The 19,782-nt window shown below is 68.5% G+C and carries 14 protein-coding genes; 6 read left to right on the plus strand and 8 right to left on the minus strand.

What is annotated here, in order from left to right; genetic code table 11:
* Window positions 1-380: 380 nt before the first annotated feature.
* The 3 genes from ACIRG9_RS31130 to ACIRG9_RS31140 all read right to left on the minus strand — a co-directional run bounded on the left by ACIRG9_RS31130 (window position 381) and on the right by ACIRG9_RS31140 (window position 3,718).
* Window positions 381-776, minus strand: a complete 396-nt coding sequence (locus ACIRG9_RS31130) for a hypothetical protein (protein ID WP_043328857.1) — start codon at window positions 774-776, stop codon at window positions 381-383.
* Between the two features lie 31 nt (window positions 777-807).
* Window positions 808-2,817: a hypothetical protein gene (locus ACIRG9_RS31135; RefSeq protein WP_402864005.1), complete on the minus strand. Its 2,010-nt coding sequence runs from the start codon at window positions 2,815-2,817 to the stop codon at window positions 808-810.
* A 346-nt stretch (window positions 2,818-3,163) separates the two neighbouring features.
* Window positions 3,164-3,718 (minus strand): phosphohydrolase, encoded by a 555-nt coding sequence (locus tag ACIRG9_RS31140; protein WP_402863972.1) that lies wholly within the window; start codon window positions 3,716-3,718, stop codon window positions 3,164-3,166.
* 174 nt (window positions 3,719-3,892) lie between these two features.
* Here ACIRG9_RS31140 and ACIRG9_RS31145 point away from each other — a divergent pair, with 174 nt between their 5' ends.
* On the plus strand, window positions 3,893-10,795 hold the full coding sequence (locus tag ACIRG9_RS31145) for an RHS repeat-associated core domain-containing protein (protein ID WP_402863975.1): 6,903 nt from the start codon (window positions 3,893-3,895) through the stop codon (window positions 10,793-10,795).
* 282 nt (window positions 10,796-11,077) lie between these two features.
* Here ACIRG9_RS31145 and ACIRG9_RS31150 read toward each other — a convergent pair whose 3' ends face one another.
* From ACIRG9_RS31150 to ACIRG9_RS31170, 5 genes are all read right to left on the minus strand, one after another.
* Window positions 11,078-11,752, minus strand: coding sequence for a response regulator (locus tag ACIRG9_RS31150; RefSeq protein WP_402863978.1), 675 nt, complete (start codon window positions 11,750-11,752; stop codon window positions 11,078-11,080).
* Complete coding sequence (locus ACIRG9_RS31155; protein WP_402863981.1) at window positions 11,749-13,053, minus strand: sensor histidine kinase; 1,305 nt, start codon at window positions 13,051-13,053, stop codon at window positions 11,749-11,751. The genes ACIRG9_RS31150 and ACIRG9_RS31155 overlap by 4 nt, the downstream gene beginning before the upstream one ends.
* Window positions 13,050-13,904, minus strand: coding sequence for an ABC transporter permease subunit (locus ACIRG9_RS31160; RefSeq protein ID WP_402863984.1), 855 nt, complete (start codon window positions 13,902-13,904; stop codon window positions 13,050-13,052). Before ACIRG9_RS31160 ends, ACIRG9_RS31155 begins: the two co-directional genes overlap by 4 nt.
* The gene (locus ACIRG9_RS31165) at window positions 13,901-14,827 is read right to left on the minus strand and encodes an ABC transporter ATP-binding protein (RefSeq protein ID WP_402863987.1); all 927 of its coding nucleotides are present in this window, start codon (window positions 14,825-14,827) and stop codon (window positions 13,901-13,903) included. Before ACIRG9_RS31165 ends, ACIRG9_RS31160 begins: the two co-directional genes overlap by 4 nt.
* Window positions 14,828-15,463: 636 nt before the next feature.
* The gene (locus ACIRG9_RS31170) at window positions 15,464-16,072 is read right to left on the minus strand and encodes a TetR/AcrR family transcriptional regulator (RefSeq protein ID WP_402863990.1); all 609 of its coding nucleotides are present in this window, start codon (window positions 16,070-16,072) and stop codon (window positions 15,464-15,466) included.
* Window positions 16,073-16,246: 174 nt separating this feature from the next.
* Here ACIRG9_RS31170 and ACIRG9_RS31175 point away from each other — a divergent pair, with 174 nt between their 5' ends.
* The 5 genes from ACIRG9_RS31175 (at window position 16,247) to ACIRG9_RS31195 (ending at window position 19,644) form a co-directional block, all read left to right on the plus strand.
* Window positions 16,247-16,933: an SDR family NAD(P)-dependent oxidoreductase gene (locus tag ACIRG9_RS31175; protein ID WP_402863993.1), complete on the plus strand. Its 687-nt coding sequence runs from the start codon at window positions 16,247-16,249 to the stop codon at window positions 16,931-16,933.
* 45 nt (window positions 16,934-16,978) lie between these two features.
* Window positions 16,979-17,371, plus strand: coding sequence for an ester cyclase (locus ACIRG9_RS31180; protein WP_402863996.1), 393 nt, complete (start codon window positions 16,979-16,981; stop codon window positions 17,369-17,371).
* A 56-nt stretch (window positions 17,372-17,427) separates the two neighbouring features.
* Complete coding sequence (locus ACIRG9_RS31185; RefSeq protein WP_402864008.1) at window positions 17,428-18,111, plus strand: NADPH-dependent F420 reductase; 684 nt, start codon at window positions 17,428-17,430, stop codon at window positions 18,109-18,111.
* 70 nt (window positions 18,112-18,181) lie between these two features.
* Window positions 18,182-19,024 (plus strand): alpha/beta fold hydrolase, encoded by an 843-nt coding sequence (locus ACIRG9_RS31190; protein WP_402863999.1) that lies wholly within the window; start codon window positions 18,182-18,184, stop codon window positions 19,022-19,024.
* 206 nt (window positions 19,025-19,230) lie between these two features.
* Complete coding sequence (locus ACIRG9_RS31195; RefSeq protein WP_402864002.1) at window positions 19,231-19,644, plus strand: hypothetical protein; 414 nt, start codon at window positions 19,231-19,233, stop codon at window positions 19,642-19,644.
* Window positions 19,645-19,782: the final 138 nt, after the last annotated feature.

Here is a 19,782-nt window from a genome sequence, read left to right on the forward strand (position 1 = left end):
GACGGGGCGAAGTACCGGAGTGGCCCGGCGCCATGATCGGGTGCACTGTATTCGGCATGAGCGGACGTTCCGTGTAGAGACCTTCGGCTGTGGAGTGGTTCGCTGCAACGTGCTGCGGCAGCGGTTTACACCCTGCCCGACGCAGCGCTGACAGCCTACGTTGCGGGAGTGTCGACCGTGGGGGCGTGCCGGATCGGGAATGTAGTGGGCATCGCCATCTGTGCACGCCGGCCAGGCCTCATCGGCCGGCCACAGCAGCGGGCCACCGACCGAACTGTCGGCGGCCGTCGGCGTACCGGGCCGGGGATGTAGCCGCGTGGCTGTCGCCGAGTGCTCCCTCAGCCCGGGGAAGAGCTCCGTGATGTCCAGCCCCGCGCGGGCTACAGGTTGTTGATTCGGGCCAGCAGCTCTGCCTCGGTCAGGTTTTCCAGGACCGCATCCTGCTTGCGGCCCAGGACCGCCAGCAGCTTCTCCTTCTCCAACTTCTTGGCCGCCGCCGCCTTCGCCGCCTGGTCCTCCGCGAGGCGGACGGCGATGACGTGCTTGACGACCTCCAACTTGGTCTCCAAGGTCGCCTTGGCCGGATTGGCCTCGGTGGCCACGAACGACTCGGTGTCGACGGCCTTGAGTTCGGCGTTGACCGCCTTGGCCACATCATCGAGGCTAAAGCCGGACTTGGCGGTCAGCGGAAGCTCCCACAACTGTTCCGTGGTCAGCAGGCCCTTGGCCGACGGATAGCGGAACTTCTCCCGCGTGGCCTTTTCAAAAATGGTCACGATGGCCTCTCTCCGATTTCTGGGTAGGGAATCAGAACTGGATGCTGATGAGGCGGCGCCGGCCGCCGGTCATGGTCACCTTCGCGACCACAGAGCTGCGGACCGTGGAGCTGAAGCCGAGACCGGACAGCTGATCCGGAGACGGCTCGCACTTGGTGCGGTCGCCGAGAACCTCGAACACCTTGCGGTGCGGTTGCAAGTCGCCGCGGAGGAACTCGTTGTAGATCCCCCGCGTCGGCTGGTCGTTCACGCACCCCTTCAGGATGAAGAAGTAGTGCCGGTTACCGACCTCGTTGTCGTCGAAGTAGTTCGGCGAGTACATGACGGTGGACACCGGTACGAACTGTTCGGTGGTGATGCCCCACAACTCCTTGCCCGCACTGCCCGGCTGCACGTCTTTACCCGGCCGGAAAGCGGTGATCACACCGCCGGTAACCGTCATCCGGCCCACCTCGACGGTTTCCTTGTGGCCGACCGCGCGTTCGTGGCTGTAATGCTCGATTTTCCCGTTGCTCTCGGTCTCGATCACGAAGCCGACCTGGGTGCTGTCGCGCTTGCGATACTGGTTCACCTCGATTCGGTACTCACCGTCGGGGACACGGTCGGTCCAGGTGACGTTCTCGACCGGCTCGCGGGAGAGCGTCCCGCTGGCGTTCATGTCGACGTCCAGCTTGTTGCGCTTCTCCTGGTACCAGATGTGGTCGCCGTTGGGTTCGAACACGTGCAGGTCGAGGTCGTCGTGGTTGAACCAGGACAGGCTCACCCGCAGCTTGCCGGTGACGTTGCCGCCGGCCCGCTTGACCTTCTCCCTGATCGAGTCGGTGACGTTGCCGCCGTACGACCAGCCGAAATCGTTGTCCCACTTGAACAACCGCGGAGCAGCCGAGTGCTGGCCGGTCGTGAGACTGACGAAGTGCGGCTCGTAGGTGTTGGCGACCCATAGGTCGATGGTGGTGGCGCCGGGCAGGATGTCCTTTATGAAGGAGACCACGGGAATCTCCTCCGGCTTCGCGTCACGAAAGCGCGCACCTGCCGACTTTATAGTGGCCGCCTGCATGAGCAGCCCTTCGATGCCGTCCTTCATCCGCGGCTGTGTGTCGTTGTCTACCCATAGCACGTTGGTGACCGACACATCGGACAGCCGGGCGAACCTTCGCTGCAACGACTCCTCGATGTCCAACTCGTCAATGGTCTTCATGGCAGCCTTGACCATGGCCGGGGTGATCAACGCCGTGGGGCGCTGGTAATTCTGCGGTGCCACCTTCGTCTCGAACGACCGGACCGCCTGCTCCAGGTCGACGCCCGCGGAGAGATCCTGGACGAGGGTGCCGATCACCGTGTTGCGGAAGCGTGCCGCCGGGTTCATGGCGTTGGCGAAGACGAAGGCCCGTCCGTCGGTCGCCTTCGTCCACCGGTTCTGCAGCGACCGGAACTCGGTCACCGCCCGACGATGCTCCGTGCCGCGGTAGAGGGCGTTGTCGTCGATAAGGTCGACGACGGTGTCCAGAGCGTGCTGGGTCAGCTCGGCCAGGCCACGCTGGAAGACCTGCACCGCGGCGTCAAAGTTGCCCTGTGCCGCGCCGACGTCTTCGATGCGATGCCGCTTTTCCACCCGGCCGTGCAGGTGGTGCCACACCTCGACCTGGCCGTCGCGCAGCGTTCGGGTGGTCTTCGTCCCGTACTGCGCCTGAGTGGACCGGAAGATGGTGGACAACGGCAGCGAAAGAACGAACTCGTCCAGAGCGGCGGCGACGACGGAGAAGACCGGGTCGGAGGCCGACACCCCGGACCAGACGGTACGGACCCGCCCGGCGTGGATCTCGACGACGTTGCCGAAGTGCTTGATGAAACCGCGGCAGGTCGAGCAGTCGTACTCGGATCGCTCACGGAACCGCAGATTGGTGCCGGCGGGGAAGGATTCGAGAAAGGTGAGCCAGAGTGAGTCCCGGTCGAGGCCGTCGCCGACGGCGTACAACTCACCCTTGGACATGGTGGACAGACGCGAAGTCACATCCGTCACGAACTGCTGGAAATCGCCCACCGTTTCATCCCCCTTGATCGCCGGAGATCCTACGGAGCGAACGCCAATCGGAGAAACGCGTTTCGGGCTTTCCGCACGGTCACAGACGGGCGCCGGTGGCCGGCGGTCAGTCGACCGGAGCGCGTATGGCGGTGGGGTGCCGGGCCGGCGGTCAGCAATTTCCGCCAGTTGGCCGGTGGCGCCGTTGAGTACATCCCGGCTCACGCAGCGGTTGCCTCCCCGGCACCGGCAGGCCTGGGTGGTCGAACAACTTCTCAGGCACGCCAGGCTCGCACCGAGGGACCGTGTGAACGCGCGCTCGCTCATGCCGCGATCGGGGTAGCTGGCTGCAAGATCGGTTGCACGCTCATGCCGCGAAGCGATCGGAGCGGAGCTGACGGACCCGGCTCGGCACGTCTGAGCCGGTCGCGGTGGGATAGCCATTCGGGAAGGCGAGCCGATGGTCCGCGTCCGCCGCAATCTTGTCCAGGTGGTCGTCGAGGTTGAGGAAAAGGCTGCCAGGGCTCCTACCCGAAAGCGGCGGCGAGCCGGTCGACGACGAGTTGTTCGAGGTCGGGGACGCGCTTGGCTTTCCAGATCTTGTCGGCGAGGCTGACGAGCAGGTCTTCGAGCTCGACGGCGGTCGTCCCCCAACTGGCAGGCGTCGCGGCGAAGCGGGCAGGTAAGGATCGATGCCGGCGTCGAGCAGAAGCTGCTGCCCGGCTGGCTCGTGCCGGGAGCCTGGTCCGGACAGTTCCTCGACGTGAACGGCCTTGCCGATGTCGTGGGTGGCCGCGCCGAAGAGAACGGCCTCGCGGTCGATGACCAGGGCTGGGTAGCGAGCGGCAAGCCAGGCAGTGAGCTGGGCGGCGACGTCGTGCACAGCGCGCAAATGCGCGGCCGACCGAGGTGGCGCGTTCATCTCGAAGAGGAGGTCGGCGACCTGTGCTGGCAGCAGGGCTCCGGCATAGTCGTGAGGGTGTCCGGCGTGATGTGGCTGGTGTAGACGTGCTCTTGCTGGTGGTAGCAGGGCGAGTATGACCGGTTCAGATGGTCATCGAGGTTCCTACGCCTTGTCGATCGTCCGATGTGGGTCGTGCCCGCGCTGCCATCATCGCTGATCTCTTCTGTGTCCGCCGCGCCGGCTGTCACCGTGCCCGAACCGCTGCTGGCTGCCCGCCGCGCTGGCGGATCTGCCGGATCCGCGCGCCTGCGGGGTCCGGCACCGGTTGACCGTGGTGGTGACCGCAGGAACCGGCATCACGTCCGCGACAGTGCCCACCCGCTGGCACTACTCGGCATCACCCGACGACTCTGCCAGAGCCCTGGGCCTGAGCCGTACTTTCACGACGGACGTGGACAGGGCGAGGAAGGTGTAAATATTGAAAGAAGTCTCGGCGTTTTCGTAGGTGCGGCGCTGCGGCATGGCCAAAGTGAGTGCGTGCGAACCCCACTGATCAGTCACGGCACTCGGACTTCGCGTTGGGCGATTGCGGCCCGATGGGCGGGCTCGGCCGCCTCGGCCCTCCTCCATGCCCCGGCTGCGCTGCGGCCCGGGGCGGCCACCGTTGCTGTTCGCTCCATGGCCGGACGCGCCCGGGCACTGCGGGGCTGGACCGCAGCGGCCACGGCGGCCGTCGTGCTCAGCGCGGGGCTGGTCGTGGTGAGCGATTCGGGCGCCGTGGCGACCCAGGGCCCGGCGGCGTCTTCGCAGCCGCCGGGCCTGCTGAGCTCCGCACCAGTGAACCAGCCGATCGCACAGGCTCCGGCTGCGGCGTTCGGGGCCGGTGACATCGCCCGGAAGCCCTCGGCCGGGGCGCGGGAGCTGGTGCAGCGGCGGACGGCCACGTCGGCCGTGTTCGAGAACGCCAACGGCAGCCTGACGGTCCGGTCGTACGCCGAGCCGCATTTCTACCGGCCGAGCGGTTCGTCAGCATGGCAGGAGATCGACTCGGATCTCGCGCCGATCTCCGCGCGGCCTGGGTGGTCGCGCTCGAAGGGGAACAGCTGGTCCGCGTCGTTTGGCCCGGCAGGTGCGACCGGCGGCGGCGTGCAGATCACCAACGCGGGCCGGCAATTCGGCTTCGCGGCAAGGGAGGTCGCCGATCCGGGCAAGGAGCCCTCGGTGTCCGGTAACCGGGCAACATACCGGGGAATCTGGCCTGGCGTCGATGTCGAGGAGACGGTGACGGCGGCTGGGGTCAAAGAAGACATCGTGCTGCATGGGCCCTCGACCCGGTCGAGGTTCGCGTTCGATGTGGTTGGTGCGACGCCGCGTTTGAACCGGTCCGGGAGCGTGGATCTCATGGCTGGCGGCGTCGGTGTCGGGACTGTGCCGGCGTTGACGGTGACGAGGGCCGACGGCGCAACGACCTCGGCTTCAGGTTTGCGGCTGTCCGTTGAGGGCCGGGCGATTGTCGCGTCCATATCCCCGACGTGGTTGAGGAGCCTGCCGCAGTCGGCGTTCCCCGTCGTGATCGACCCGGTGTGGAAACCGCCGAGCACGCTGCCGACGCACACGGTGAGTCGCAGCAGTGACGGTCAGACGCTGAACGGTGTGATGCAGGTTGGGTTGGACAGCCGTGCGGCGCGGTGGCGCACGGCGTTCTACGTGCCGATGCCGGCGGCTCCGGCGGCCACGCCGGGTCAGCCCGCCTGGCAGCTCGCCGGGGCCCATGTGTACTTCTGGTGCGACCCGAGCCCGCTGGCGTCCGGTCAGTACGACTTCAACGTGTACGGCTTGAACAACGCGGAGAACTTTCCGCCCACCTACGTGGGAATGCCATACGGGGTGCTGATGCACCGATGGCAGTGGAACGCCTGCGAAGCCGAAGCCATGGACGGGCAGGTCATCCCGTTCATGGCCGGTCGGCAGGGGGCCTGGTTCTCGGTTACGTCCGCCGATAATCACTTCGCGTCGGTCACCGACCCCAACGACGTGTTCCTTTCCGTCACATATGTGCGGCAGCCGGCACCGAGCAGCATCACGGCCCCGACCAACCACGCCGTGATCTCCACGGCGACCCCGACGCTGACCGCGACCCCGGCGGCCGTCGATGCCAGCGACCGCCATGCCGCACAGTACGACTTCCAGATCGGTACCAACTCCGACGGCACGGGGGTGGTGGTCGACTCGGGCTGGATCGACCAGCCTACGTGGACCGTTCCGCCCGGCGCACTGTCCGACGGGCTCACCTACTACGCGACCGTGCGCAGCGACGTGACCGCGATGCAATGGTGGGATCACTCCGACCCGCAGTATGTGCCGCCGGCGGCGCCCCGGGCGCCGATCAGCTTCCAGGTGAAGAAGCGCCTCGGTGCGGGTGGCCCGTCGCCCACCGACACCGTCGGCGCGCCGCCCGGCTCGTCGAGCATGCCGAGCCAGGGAGCCCCCTCGCCGGGCGACTCACCCTCGAGCGAAACGGTCAACATGCTGACCGGCAACCTCGCGGTCGCGGTCGGCACCCAGACCGTGCAGGCCCTGGGTGGCCCGGTCGGGCTGACGCTGACCTACAACTCGGTGAACGGCTCGCTGACCGACGGCTCGAACTTCGGGCTGCTCGGCCAGTACTACCAGGACACCGGCAATCACGCGTTCCCCGGGGCAGCCGCAGGCCAGCGGGTCGATCCGGGCATCAACCTGTCGTGGAACAGCGATCCGCCGATCGGAGGCCTGACCTCGTCTAAACCGTTCCTGGTGCGCTGGACCGGCGCGCTCCGGTTGCCGGCCGGCACGTGGACGCTGGGCGGGCTGGGCAGCGGCGGCATGCGGGTCTACCTCGACGGCTCATCGACCCCGGTATACGACAACTGGTCGGCGACCGCCTCCACGAACACCGCGACGTTCGGCACCACGACCGTGGCCGGCGCAAGCCAGCATCAGATCAAGGTCGAGGCTTGGGCCAACGCCGCCGGTGGAGCGATCCAGCTGTGGGCCAACCACACCAGCGAGTCCGATCCGGCCAAGAAGGCGGTCCAGGTCCCGGTCGGCTGGCTCACCCCCCAGCGCAGCGGCCTGCCCCCGGGATGGTCGCTGACCTCGACCGCGACGGTGGTCTGGACGCACGCCGAGGACCAGGGCCAACAGGTCGTGCTGAGCAGCCCGTCGGGTGCCATCGCGAGGTTCACGCGCACGCCGCAGTATCCCCCGCCCTCGACCGGCATGGTCTACCAGCCACCGGCCGGCAGCTACACTTCGCCGCCGGGCAACGACGACAACCTCACCCTCAACGCGAGCGGTCAGCTGCAGCTGGCGACCGCCGCCGGGCTGCTGTACACCTTCACGACCGACGGCAGTCTCGCGTCGGTGACGTCGGTCGCGGACGACCGGCACCCCACGGCGCTGCGCTACACCTACGGCGGCAGTCCGATCGCGTTGCGCACGATCACCGACCCGGTCTCCAACCGATCGGCGACCGCCTTCTACGGCGGCGACGCGAACTGCCCCACCAGCAATCCCGCGCCCACCGGTTACCTGTGCCGCTTCGACACCTGGGACGGGCAGTCCAGCACCTTCGGCTACAACGGCGACGGTGAGCTGGCCTCCGTCAGCAGCCCCGGCGGGCGGATAACGCTGCTGGGCTACGACAGCAGCGCCCGGCTGGCGCAGATCCGCGACGCGCTGGCCAACGCCTACGTGTCCAGTGGTGGCTCCGCCGGCTCGACGCTGGCCTGCCCCGCGGGCACGACCGGACTCACCACGGCAGCCGTGGACACCCAGATCTGCTACGACCAGTCGGGGCGGGTCGCCAAGGTGACCCAGCCGGCGCCGACGACCGGGGCCGCCCGGCCGTACCGCAACTACACCTACGGCAGCGGCCACACCGACGTGTCGATCGGCGGGTTCGCGCCGTCCTCCGGGTATGCGGCGCGCACCAGCTACGACGGCCAGGGCCGCATCACCAGCCAGACCGACTCGGCCGGCAAGAGCACCACGACCGTGTGGGACACCCTCGACCGGCCGATCGCCACCGGCAACGCCCAGGGACTGCAGACCAGCACGCTGTACGACCCGCGCGGCAACGTCACCGACGTCTACGGGCCTGCGCCGCTGGCCTGCTTCAGCGGCGGCTGGCCCACCGACGTCACGCCGGTCGCCCCGATCCAGGGCTACCTGCCCGTCGCCGATCCGCACGGCACCGCCGGCTGCGGGATCACCACGATCCCGCACACCCACAGCGGTCACGACGAAGGCCTCACCGGGCTGGCCGCGACCTACTGGAGCAACGGGCAGTTCACGGGCCCGGCCGTCAAGCACGCCACCGGCGTGGGCGGCACCGCCACCAGCAGCTACTGCCCGGCCACGACCGGACTGCTGTGCGCCAACTGGCCGGCCGGCACGTCGCCGGTCGCGCCGGACGCCGCAGGTAAGTGGAGCATGAAACTCACCGGCAGCATCGACATCCCGGACGGCTGCGGCTGGTACGTCCAGGTCGACTATCGAGGTCCGATCACGCTGTGGATCGACGGCCGGCCACTCGTGCGCGGCGGCCCCGGCGTCATCCCCGGCGTCCCGGACACCTTCGTCGCCGGTAACCACTACACCGCGTCCTCCGACCCACAAGGCGAGTACTACGCCGGCGAATGCTTCGCCGGGACGACCCACCAGATCGAACTCGACTACCAGGGATCCGCCGCAGTGGTCGACGAATTCGCCGTCTCACTGGTCAGCACCCAGATCCAGCCGTTGACGTGGAGAATCCCGGCCGACTCCACGCTGCACCCGAACTACGGCCTCACCACCTCCACCACCGACCCCGACGGCAAGGTCACGGCCACCACCTACACCGCGGGTGGCAACGACCCTGTCTACGGCTTGGCCACCACGACCACCGCCGGTGCCGGCAGCGCGACACCGTTGACAACGACCAACACCTACGAACCACCCACCGGCGCCACCTTCTTCCGCAGGACGAGCACGACGCTGCCGGCCGGCAACACCACCAGCTACACGTATTACGGCGGCACCGACGGCCCGATCGCCGCCGCGTGCGGCGTCAGCGGTACCACGCTGCAGGGCGGGCAGCTCAAGCAGCAGACCGACCCGGCCCCGGACGCCGGCACCCCGGCACGAGTCCAGCAATTCGTCTACGACGCCACGGGCCGGCAGGTCGGGCGCCGGATCGGGCCGGTCACCACGATCGGCAGCGCGTTGTGGCAGTGCACCAGCTATGACGCGCGAGGCCGGGTCACCACGCAGACGTGGCCGGCGACCGGGACCGCCCCGGCGCGGACGGTCACCCATACCTACGCCGTCGGCGGCAATCCCCTCGTCTCGTCCGTCAGCGATGCCAGCGGCACGATCACCTCCACAGCCGATCTGCTCGGCCGGCTCAGCCAGTATGTCGACACCGTCGGCAAGGTGACCCAGATCAGCTACAACCAGGCCGGGCAGGTCACCACGACCTCGGGACCGCAGGGGACCGTGACGCCCACCTACAACCCGGACACAGCCCAGGTTTCGACGGTCAGCGTGGACGGCACGCTGGCGGCGACGGCGAGCTACGACGCCGCCACCGAACGGCTGACCGGTGTCACCTACGCCAACGGCACCACCGCCGCCCTCGGCTACGACGCCCTCGGGCACGGCAACAGCCTGGTCTTCACCCGGACCGCGGGCGGCAGCCTGATCGCCGGGAACCAGGTCGTGTACAGCCCGGGCGGACGGATCGTCAGCGAGCAGCAGAACCTCGCCGGCACCACCCTGACCAACCCGAATCCCGCCGGAGCCACCGCGATCGACTACACCTACGATCCGGCCGGCCGGCTGATCGACGCGTGGCACGCCGCGGGCCACTCGACCTACAGCTACGCCGACAACGACACGGGCGACGGCTGCGCGAGCCCGAAGGCCGGCGCGAACACCAACCGCACCGCCGTCACCCTCGTCCCGGCCGCCGGCGGCAGCAGCTCGACCACCCGGTCCTGCTACAACGCCGCGGACCAGCTCGTCGCCACCATCACCGGCACGACCAGGAACACGGACTACGCCTACGACGGGCACGGCAACCAGACCCGCGACAGCGGCGCCGTCCTGACCTGGGACGCCTCGGACCGGCTGGCGTCCACCACCAAGAACGGTGCCACCATCGCCTACACCTACGACGCGCTGGATCGGGTGCTGAGTACGACGACGGGTGGCACGACCGTCTACTACGCCTACGCCGGGTTCGGCGACGCCCCCGCCGCCGTGCTCAACAGCGCCAAAACCATCACCGATGGGTACATCGGGCTCCCGGGCCAGGTGCTGCTGGCAAAGAAGTCCTCGGGCAGCACGTGGTCGTACCCGGATCTGCACGGCCATCACACCGCCGTCGCCGACGCCACCGGAACCCGGCAAGGCAACCCGGTCACCTACGATCCGTGGGGGCAGCAGACCAGCGCGAGCGGGATCACCAACGCCAGCGGCAGCCAGCAGATCGGCGCATTCGGCACGGCCGGCAAACTCACCAACCCGGCCACCGGCATCACCATCATGGGCGCCCGCCCCTACAACCCCGCCGAGGCCCGCTTCCTGTCCGTGGACCCTGTCGAGGGCGGTTGCGCCAACAACTACGCCTACGTCTTCGGCGACCCGCTCAGTCAGGCCGACCTGACCGGGAAGATGGCATCATGTGCCGACTTCCACGTCAGCCTGCCCTGGGGCGACCTGAACGGTGGCATCCACGACGGCACCTTCGCATTCGAGTACAAGCAGGCGCCGAGGGGGGAGCAGCGGTCCGGCCGCAGGTGCAACCCCATCGTCCCCGACTTCTGTGAGGTGGCCGCCGCCAACGAGGGCGTCCGGTGGAACGCGACCAAGAACGGCGGTACCAGCCTTTCCGGTGGTCGGAAGTACGAGGTGAACTCGAACGGGAATGCCGGCGGGACGTTGAAGCTGATTCCGGGGTCGGGCGCTCCGATCAAGACGATCGAACTCACCCTGGACTTCATGCTCTTCGACATGGCCGCCCAGGGATGGACGACCGTCAGATACGACTTCACCTGCGCAATGCCGTAGCACGTCAAATCGCCTGACCGACTCCGACAAGTCGAGGACGCCCTCCCGTCCGAGAGGGCGTCCATCGGGTCAGCCCAAGGCGACCCAGACGTGGCGGCAACCCTCCACGGGCTTCGATCGCTGGCTCACGTCGAGACGCGGACGCTGGGCCAGCGTTCAGCGGTGGCGGTGGCGGTGGCGGGCGAATCGTTGCCGGGAGCATCTCCGGGCTGGCCCTAGGCGCGCGGGTGTGCCGGGCGGTTCCTGCTCATCGGGGCTGAGGTCGCCGGATCGTATGGGCGGTCATCCGCCGGTGTTCGGTCGGGTGAGTCCTTGGTCGTAGGCGAATATGACGGCCTGTACGCGGTCGCGGGCGCCTATCTTGGCGAGGATCTTACCGACGTGGGTCTTCACGGTGGACTCCGACAGCACGAGCCGCTCGGCGATTTCCCGGTTGGTCCAGCCGCTTCCGATCGCCACCAGGATCTCGCGTTCCCGGTCGGTGAGGCTGGCCAGCCGCGGGTCGGTGCGGCCCGGCTGCGAAGGGCCGGCGGCGAGCTGGCCGGCGAAGCGGTCCAGCAGTCGGCGGGTCAGCGCGGGCGCGATGACGGCGTCGCCGTCCGCGACCGCCCGGATGCCAGCCAGAAGCTCCTCAGGGCGCGCGTCCTTGAGTAGGAAGCCGCTGGCCCCGGCGCGCAGGGCGGCGTACGCGTACTCGTCCAGGTCAAACGTGGTCAGCACGAGCACCCGGGACCGGTCGCCGGCCGCGACGATGCGCCGGGTGGCCTCGATGCCGTCCATGCCGGGCATGCGTACGTCCATGAGAATCACGTCGGGGTGCAGCTGCTCGGCGCGGCGCACCGCCTCGATACCGTTGCCGGCTTCTCCGACGACGTCCGTTTCCTCGTTGTTCTCCAGCAACATGCGGAAACCCAGCCGTTGCAGGGGCTGGTCGTCGACGATGAGCACAGTGATCATTTCCGGCCTTCGAGTGCGGCGAGCGGGGTCAGGTCGAGGATCGCCCGCACCGTCCATCCTCCGCCGGGGCGCGGGCCGGCCTCGACGGTTCCGCCGTACAGGGCGGCTCGCTCGCGCATGCCGGCGAGTCCGTGCCCGGGTTTCGCGGGCGGCGGTGGCGGGCGGTCGGGCGGCTGGGGGCCGGCGTCGTGCACCGTGATCTGCAGCCGCCCGTCGGCGGCGATGAGGCCGACGTCGAGGGCGGTGTGCGGCCCCGCGTACCGCAGCGCGTTGGTGAGCGCCTCCTGCACGATGCGGTACGCGGTGAGCTGTACCCCGGGGTCGAGGGCGTCGACGTTGCCGGCGGTGCGGTAGACGACGTCCGGTCCGGCTACCCGGATGCGCTCACACAAGGCGCTGATCTCGGCGACGCCGGGCTGCGGGTGGAGTTCGGCGGCCTCGGTCTCGTTGCGCAGGACGCCGAGCACCCGGCGCAGTTCGGTGAGGGCCTGCCGGCTGGTGTCGCCGATGAGTTCGAGCGCCTCGCGGCCGCGTTGCGGGTTGCCACCGACCGCGTATGCGCCGCCGTCGGCCAGTGAGATGATCACCGACAGGCTGTGGCCGATGATGTCGTGCATCTCGCGGGCCACCCGGGTGCGTTCGGTGGCCGCGGCGAGCTTGCTGCGCTGGTCGCGCTCGATCTCCAGGCGCTGCGCCCGGTCACGCAGCGCGGCCAGCTGTGCCCGGCGGATGCGGATGGCGAAGCCCAGGGCGGCGGCCGCGGTGACGGCGCTGTAGAAGAAGAACAGCGCGTCCCATGGCGACACCACGCTGGAGACCCGCCACGCGACCAGGAACAGCGCCGCGGTGACGGTCAGCCCGGCCCAGGGCAAGCGGGCCGGGTCGACCCGTAGCACGAGGCCGTAGACGGCGATGAGCAGCGCGACGTCGGCGCGCAACAGCACGCCGACGGACCACTGCAGGACGAACACGGCCGCGATGGCGTAGAACGTGGCGGTGGGGGCCCGCCGACGCCAGAACAGCGGCAGGACCAGGCCGAGCTGCAGGGCGGCCGTGCCGGCCGGTGGCAGATGGTGAAGCAGTCGCTGCAGGTCCCGCCGTTCCTCGCCGTGGACGAAGTCGGGCACGCAGAACACCAGCAGTACCACGGCCACCACCGCCGCGTCGAACAGCCATGGCCGCCGGTCGTCGAGCCGCCGCACCCGCTGGCCGAGGCCGGCGAGCCGGCCGACCAGCGGGTAGGCGGCGAGGTGGTCGGTGCCGGCGGAGCTCATCGTCACAGACCCCCTCGCGATGGTCATGCGTCCTTGCGTACCAGGCGGTAGGCTCCGCCGGCCAGCGCCAGGGCGGTCCAGCCCAGCAGGACCAGCGCGCCGGTCCCCGCGGACAGTGTGCCCGGCGCGTGTTGCAGCGCGTAGAGCGCCTCGCCGGCGTTGCTCGGCAGGTACGGGCCGATGTTGTCCTGCCAGGAGGTGGGCAGCAGCGACAGCAGCCCGGGCACCAGCAGCAGCGTGGCGACGAGCACCGAGATGGCCCCGGGAACCGAGCGCATCAGCATCCCGAGCGCGGTCCCGATCACCCCGACGAGGCTCAGATAGAGGCCGGCGCCGAGCAGCGACCGGGCGACGCCGCTGTCCGACAGGGACATGTGGGCCGGGGTGCCGTTCACGACGGCGTTGACGATCAGGAACCCGCCGAACGCGCCGGCGACGCCGACGACGAAGGCGACCACGCCGTACACGGCGGCCTTGGACCACAGCACCGGCAGCCGGCGCGGCACCGCGGCCAGCGTCGAGCGGATCATGCCCGTGGAGTACTCACCTGCGGCGACCAGCACGCCGAGCACGCCGAGCGCCAGCTGGCCGAACCGTACGCCGAACAGCGCCAGGGTCACCGCGCTCGCGTTGACGAACTCCCCCGAGCCCATCCGGGTGCCGCCGGAGGTGGTCAGCGACTTGTACCGCACCGCCGCGATGCTGCCGAACACCAGCAGGCCGGCCAGCCCGAGGGCGAGCGTGATCCAGGTGGAGCGCAGCGTCCACAGCTTCGCCCACTCCGAGCGGAGCACCCGCCGCCCAGTGACCTTGTACGCGGGCCGCGACACCGGCCCGGCGCCGGCTCCCGCGGTGCGAACTTCCGCAACGGTGCTCATGCCGCCACCCCGCTCGTCACGGCGCCGTGGTACTCCACGGCGTCCCTCGTCAGATCCATGAACGCCTCCTCCAGCGATACGTGCTTCGGGGTGAGCTCGAACAGGGCGATGCCGTGCTCGGCGGCCACGAGGCCGATCTGCCGTGCCGACAGGCCGCTCACCTGCAGCTGCTCGGAGCCGGCCCGCCCGGTGATCTCGACGCCTGGGCCGGCCAGTGCGGCCCGCAGCCGGGCCGGGTCCGCAGTGGCCACGGTGACGGTGTCGCCGCCGGCCTGGCGCACCAGGTCCTGCACGGTGGTGTCGGCGAGCAGCCGCCCGCGCCCGACGACGATGAGGTGCTCGGCGACGAGCGCCACCTCGGCCATCAGGTGCGACGACACGAACACTGTGCGGCCCTCGGCGGCGAGCCCGGCGAGCAGGTTGCGGATCCACAGCACGCCCTCGGGGTCGAGGCCGTTGACGGGCTCGTCGAGCATCACCGTCGCCGGGTCGCCGAGCAGCGCGGCGGCGATGCCGAGCCGCTGCCCCATGCCCAGCGAGAACGACCCGGCACGCTTGCGCGCCACGGACTGCAACCCGGTCAGCTCGATCATCTCGTCGACCCGCCGCCGCGGGATACCGTGCGTGTGGGAGAGGACCATCAGGTGGTCGAACGCGGTGCGGCCCGGGTGGATCGACCGCGCCTCCAGCAGCGCTCCGACCTCCTGCAGCGGCGCCGTGTGGCGCGCGTACCGCCGGCCGTTGACGGTCACCGACCCGCTGGTCGGCGCGTCCAGCCCGATGATCAAGCGCATGGTGGTGGACTTCCCCGCACCGTTCGGCCCGAGGAACCCGGTCACCATGCCGGGCTTCACCTCGAAGTCAAGGCGGTCGACCGCCGTCTTCTCGCCGTACCGCTTCGTCAGCTGCCGTGCCTCGATCATCGACCATCCCTCGCCTCGACTCCACCGCGTTTCCGGCGTCCCGCCAACGACGCTAGAGACCGAACGCCCTCCGGCAGCGGTACCACGGAATGATCTCCCGGTTCCGGCGTAGTACCGCGGTGCCCATCCCGGCAGCCAGCAGCGTCGCGGAAGGTACCGGGGGCGTCCACGCCACGTTGCACCGGCACTTTCCGTCCTGGCACACGGCCACGCAGGTTCGCGTACCGCCCGGACGGATCGCTCAGCGCGCCGCTCGGACGATGAACGCCGCAGAGTACCGATCGGCGCGCCTCGGGGTGGACCGCGAGGATGCTCGCTCGCCCGCACCACCGCCCCGACGACATCATCCTGGCCACCCAAGCGATCAACGACTGGGCGGCCCGGCAAGTACGCGGACCCGGGCGCAACACCCTTGACGCCGTCACCGTAGCTCCGGCGCTTCATACCAGGGCGCGGTGCGCCGGGGGCAAGCGCGTCGGCGCGGGTGCTGCCTGTCGCGGTGGGATCTTCTGGTCCCGGGGCACGGCCAGTAGAAAATCATCGATGGGACGGGTGTCGGCAGAGAGCCATCTTGAGCTGCCAGAACCCGAATCCGACAAGAGCGGCTGGGGATTGATACTGCTACTGCAACGGCGCTCAGGAGTGGAGCGCGATGGCTCGCAGGGCGATGTCGACGGAGGCCTGGAGATCTTCGCGGCTCGCGCCGGCCGCGGCGTGGACGGCGTGGCCCTCGCTGAGCGCCATTACGAATCGTGCCAGCGCCCGGGGGTCCATGCCGTTCGGGAGGTCACCTTCCTCCGCCGCGCGGGACAGTCGTTCTTCGAGGGCGGACTCGATGGCGGCCCGGCCGGCGGCCAGGATCTCGGAGATGCGGGTGTTCTCCGGCGAGCAGGCCAGGCCCCCTTGGATGGAGAGGCAGCCAGCGGGGTGATCACCGGCGGTGAGGCCGTCGGCGCTGGAGCGTAGGAAAGCTTCTATGGCGGCGTACGCGGTGGGTTGTTCGAGCACGGCGCGAGCGCTGGTCACCTGGGTCTCGTGATAGCGGGCGAAGGCGCGCTGGAACAGCTGCTCCTTGTTGCCGAACGTCGCGTACAGGCTCGGCCGGTTGATGCCCATCGCGCTGGTGAGGGCGCTCAGCGACGCACCCTCGTAGCCATGTCGCCAGAAGACCTCGGCGGCGCGGCCGAGGACCGTCTCCTCGTCGAAAGCCCGCGGTCGTCCGACGGTGGGCGTCTCAGTGCTCATGGGCTCAGTCTACCGCTCAGTACAGAAGGTGGCCCGGCTCACCGACCGATCGGTACAAAACCTGCTAGTGGCGCTCTGCAACCGAGCAGTACAAAAGGGCGCCGCACTCGAGCACCGCGGTCATTCATGGCTTGTCAACCGCCCCGCTCAGGCGCGCATACCTAGAGGAGACGCATGACCGTCACGCTGATCACCGGCGCGAACAAGGGCATCGGCTTCGAGACAGCCAAACAGCTTCTCGAGTTGGGCCACATCGTGTACGTCAGCGCACGCGACGTCGAGCGAGGCGAGAAGGCCGCGGCGGCGCTGGGCACGCGATTCGTCCAGCTCGATGTGACCGACGACGTGTCGGTGAGCGACGCGCTGGCAACCATTGATTCGGCCGAGGGCCGACTCGACGTCCTGGTGAACAACGCGGGCATCTCCGGGGCCGGAGCCATCGACGGACCAACGGCCCTCCGCGTGTTCGACACCAACGCGGTGGGGATTGTCCGAGTCACGGAGGCAGCACTGCCCCTGCTGCGAAAGTCGTCGAACCCCACGGTGGTCACCCTTTCGAGCAGCCTTGGATCTTTCTGGGCGGTGAACAACCCCGACCGACCGGAGTTCAATATGCCGTTAGCGCTCTACTCGGCGTCGAAGTCAGCAGCCACCATGCTCACTGTTCAGTACGCCAAGTCCCAGCCGGGTATCAAGTTCAACGCACTCGAGCCCGGCACGACCGCCACCGACATGACCGCCGCCTTTGGAGTCGGAAGATCAGTGGTGGAAAGCGCCAAGACTGTTGTGCGCCTGGCCACGCTCGGGACGGAGGGCCCGACCGGGACCTTTACGGACGAACTCGGGGAATTGAGCTGGTAGGCGCGGAGGAACTAAGGACGATCTGATGAACGAAAGGACAATCTGATGACCGAGAACGGTCTGCGTAGCTGGTACCTGCGCTACGTCGCGCAGCTGAACGCCCACAAATTCGATGGGATGGACGAGTTCATCAATGACCAGGTCCTGTTGAACGGCGAGCCGGGCACCCGAGACGACGTCATCGCGGTCCAGAAGCAAGACATCGATGCCGTTCCGGACCTTCACTGGGAGGTCGAGGAACTGCTGTTTGACCGTGACCGCATTGCTGTGCGCGCAATCAACACCGGCACCCCGGTGAAGGAGTGGCTCGGTGTGCCTCCTTCCGGCGCCTCGTTCGAGATCGTCGAATACGCCATCTACAAGGTCAGCAACGGTCGATTCGTGCAGATGACAGCCCTGCATGATTCGGCCGAGGTGCTTCGGCAACTGACCGCCTGACATCAGGGATCAAAATTGCCGCGTCCGCTCGTTCCCCGACGAGCGGACGCGGCAGGATCGAAAGAAAGAGTCTTGAGGTGGAACTGTCCATGACAACGATCGGGATCATCGGCGCGGGCGAGGTCGGCAGCCAGATCGCCCGTGCGGCGATTTCCCAGGGATATAGTATCGTCATCGCCAACTCGCGGGGGCCTGAGACGCTGAAAAACCTTGTTGCCGAGCTCGGCCCGTCAGCGCATGCGGCAACCGCTGCGGATGCCGCGGCAGCAGGCGATTTCGCCATCGTGGCCGTGCCCCTCAGAGTCGTCAACAACATGCCGGTCGAGGAGCTGGCAGGAAAAATCGTGCTGGACACGAACAACTATATGGTCTGGCGCGACGGCCACATCCCGATCCTCGACTCGGGCGAGAAGACGGTCCACGAGCTGCGCCAGGAGCACCTCCCCGCGTCAAAGGTCGCCAAAGCATTCACCCACATCCAGGCTCCCCGGCTTCTCATCGCCGGTCGACCTGCCGGTGCCCCCGGCCGGCTGGCACTGTCTGTCTCAAGCAATTTCCCCGAGGCCGTTGAGCTCGTGACGCGGTTGTACGACCAGTTCGGTTTCGACACCGTCGATAACAGTCCGCTGAGCGAATCCTGGCGCACAAGTCCCGGTCAACCGGCCTGGAACCGGTGGGCGCATCAGAACCGCGAGGAGCTGACCCGCAACCTGGGAAGAGCACGGCGGCGCCGCTGGTGACGTCAGCTGATTAGCGTAACCTCGACATCGACTGCCACGCACCTGACCTACGACGTCTTCCGGTGATCCGATGACCACTGTCAACGCCAATGAGATCGCCTTGGGCATCGAGTCGTTCGGTGACGACGACGCGCCACTCGTCCTGCTCGCGGGCGGGACGACGATGCTCTCCTGGCCCGACGCGTTTTGCGAGCGCCTCGCCGCCGGCGGTCGTCGTGTGGTGCGCTACGACCTGCGCGACAGCGGGGAGTCGACGACGAAGAATCCGGAAGAGCCTGCCTACACCGTGCGCGACCTCGCCGCCGATGCAGCGGCCCTTGCTGACGCGCTCGGCGGGGGACCTGCGCACCTCGCGGGGATCGGCGTCGGCGGGATGGTCGCTCAGGTGGCCGTGCTCGACCATCCGGGTGCGTTCTCGGCGCTCACCCTGGTCGGCACCCGCGCGGTTGCCCCGGGCCCGCCCGACGATGACCTCCCGGACCATGACCAGGCGACGATGAGCCAGCTGTTCGCGCGTCCGATGCCCGATTGGACCGACCGCGAGGCGGTTGCGGAGTTCGCCGCCGCCAGCGCGGAGATCCGCGGCGACGACCCCGTAGCCGCGCGCGCAATCGCTGCGCGCATCTGGGACCGCACGCCCGGCACCGCACCCCCGGTCCAGATGGCCAACCAGATGGGCATGGTGTTTTCCAGGCTCGACTGTAAACCCCGCTGGCGCGAGCGCCTGCCCGAGATCGAGGTCCCCACGCTCGTCGTCCACGGCCGCCGCGACCGGTTCTTCCCCGTCGGCAACGGCGAGGCGATCGCACGCGAGATCCCCGGGGCGCGCCTGCTCGTCCTCAAGGATGCCGCCACTGCGATCCCCGATGCGGCGGTCGGCGAGGTCACCGAGGCGATGCTCACGCTCGGATAGAGGACGGCAGGCGCCGGGCGGGTCCTGCCTCCATGCAGCAGTGGACGTCGGAGGCTCGATTCGGCCGCGCGTCCGCGATCGGCACGATTCCAAACCCGAGGTCGTCCAAGATGCTTCTCTCGATCCATGTCCGGTAAACCCACGGCCTCTGCCATCAGCGCTCCACGCCGGACGTCCGAGTCACCACGGAAGGGCACCATAGCCTCATGAGCTTCGGTCTCGTCGTGCTTGCTGTCGACCCGGGCGCGACCGATGTCGCGGTACGGGCTATGGCGGAGCGCTGCCGAAGCCTGCATCACCCCGAAGGTGAGCTGGACGAACGCATCGTTGGGTTCTACGAGAACCTCCGCGCCCACTACCCGGACTTCCCGCCGTACGCTCACGACTGCCCGTGGATGGACATGCCACTGAATGTCGACATCGACCACGTCAGCATGCACCTGAGCTTCAGCGAACGCAGCACGCCCGCGTTGCAGTTGATTGACCAACTCGCCAGCCGATACAACCTTACCATCTACGACCCTCAGGGCGACGAGGTCACGCGACCTACGGACGTACGAGCGCCGATGGATCCCGCGATCGTGGCGTTGATCGAGGAATTCGGGGCGCCGGACCGTTGACCACCAGGCGGCCCCGACAGGCTGGGTGCGGACGACACAAACGATCTTGACCTACGGGTTTGCCGCACTGCGAGCGCTCATGCCGAATACAGTGCACCCGATCATGGCGCCGGGCCACTCCGGTACTTCGCCCCCGGT

The organism is Micromonospora sp. NPDC093277 (assembly GCF_044765245.1).
Classification (GTDB): Bacteria; Actinomycetota; Actinomycetes; order Mycobacteriales; family Micromonosporaceae; genus Micromonospora.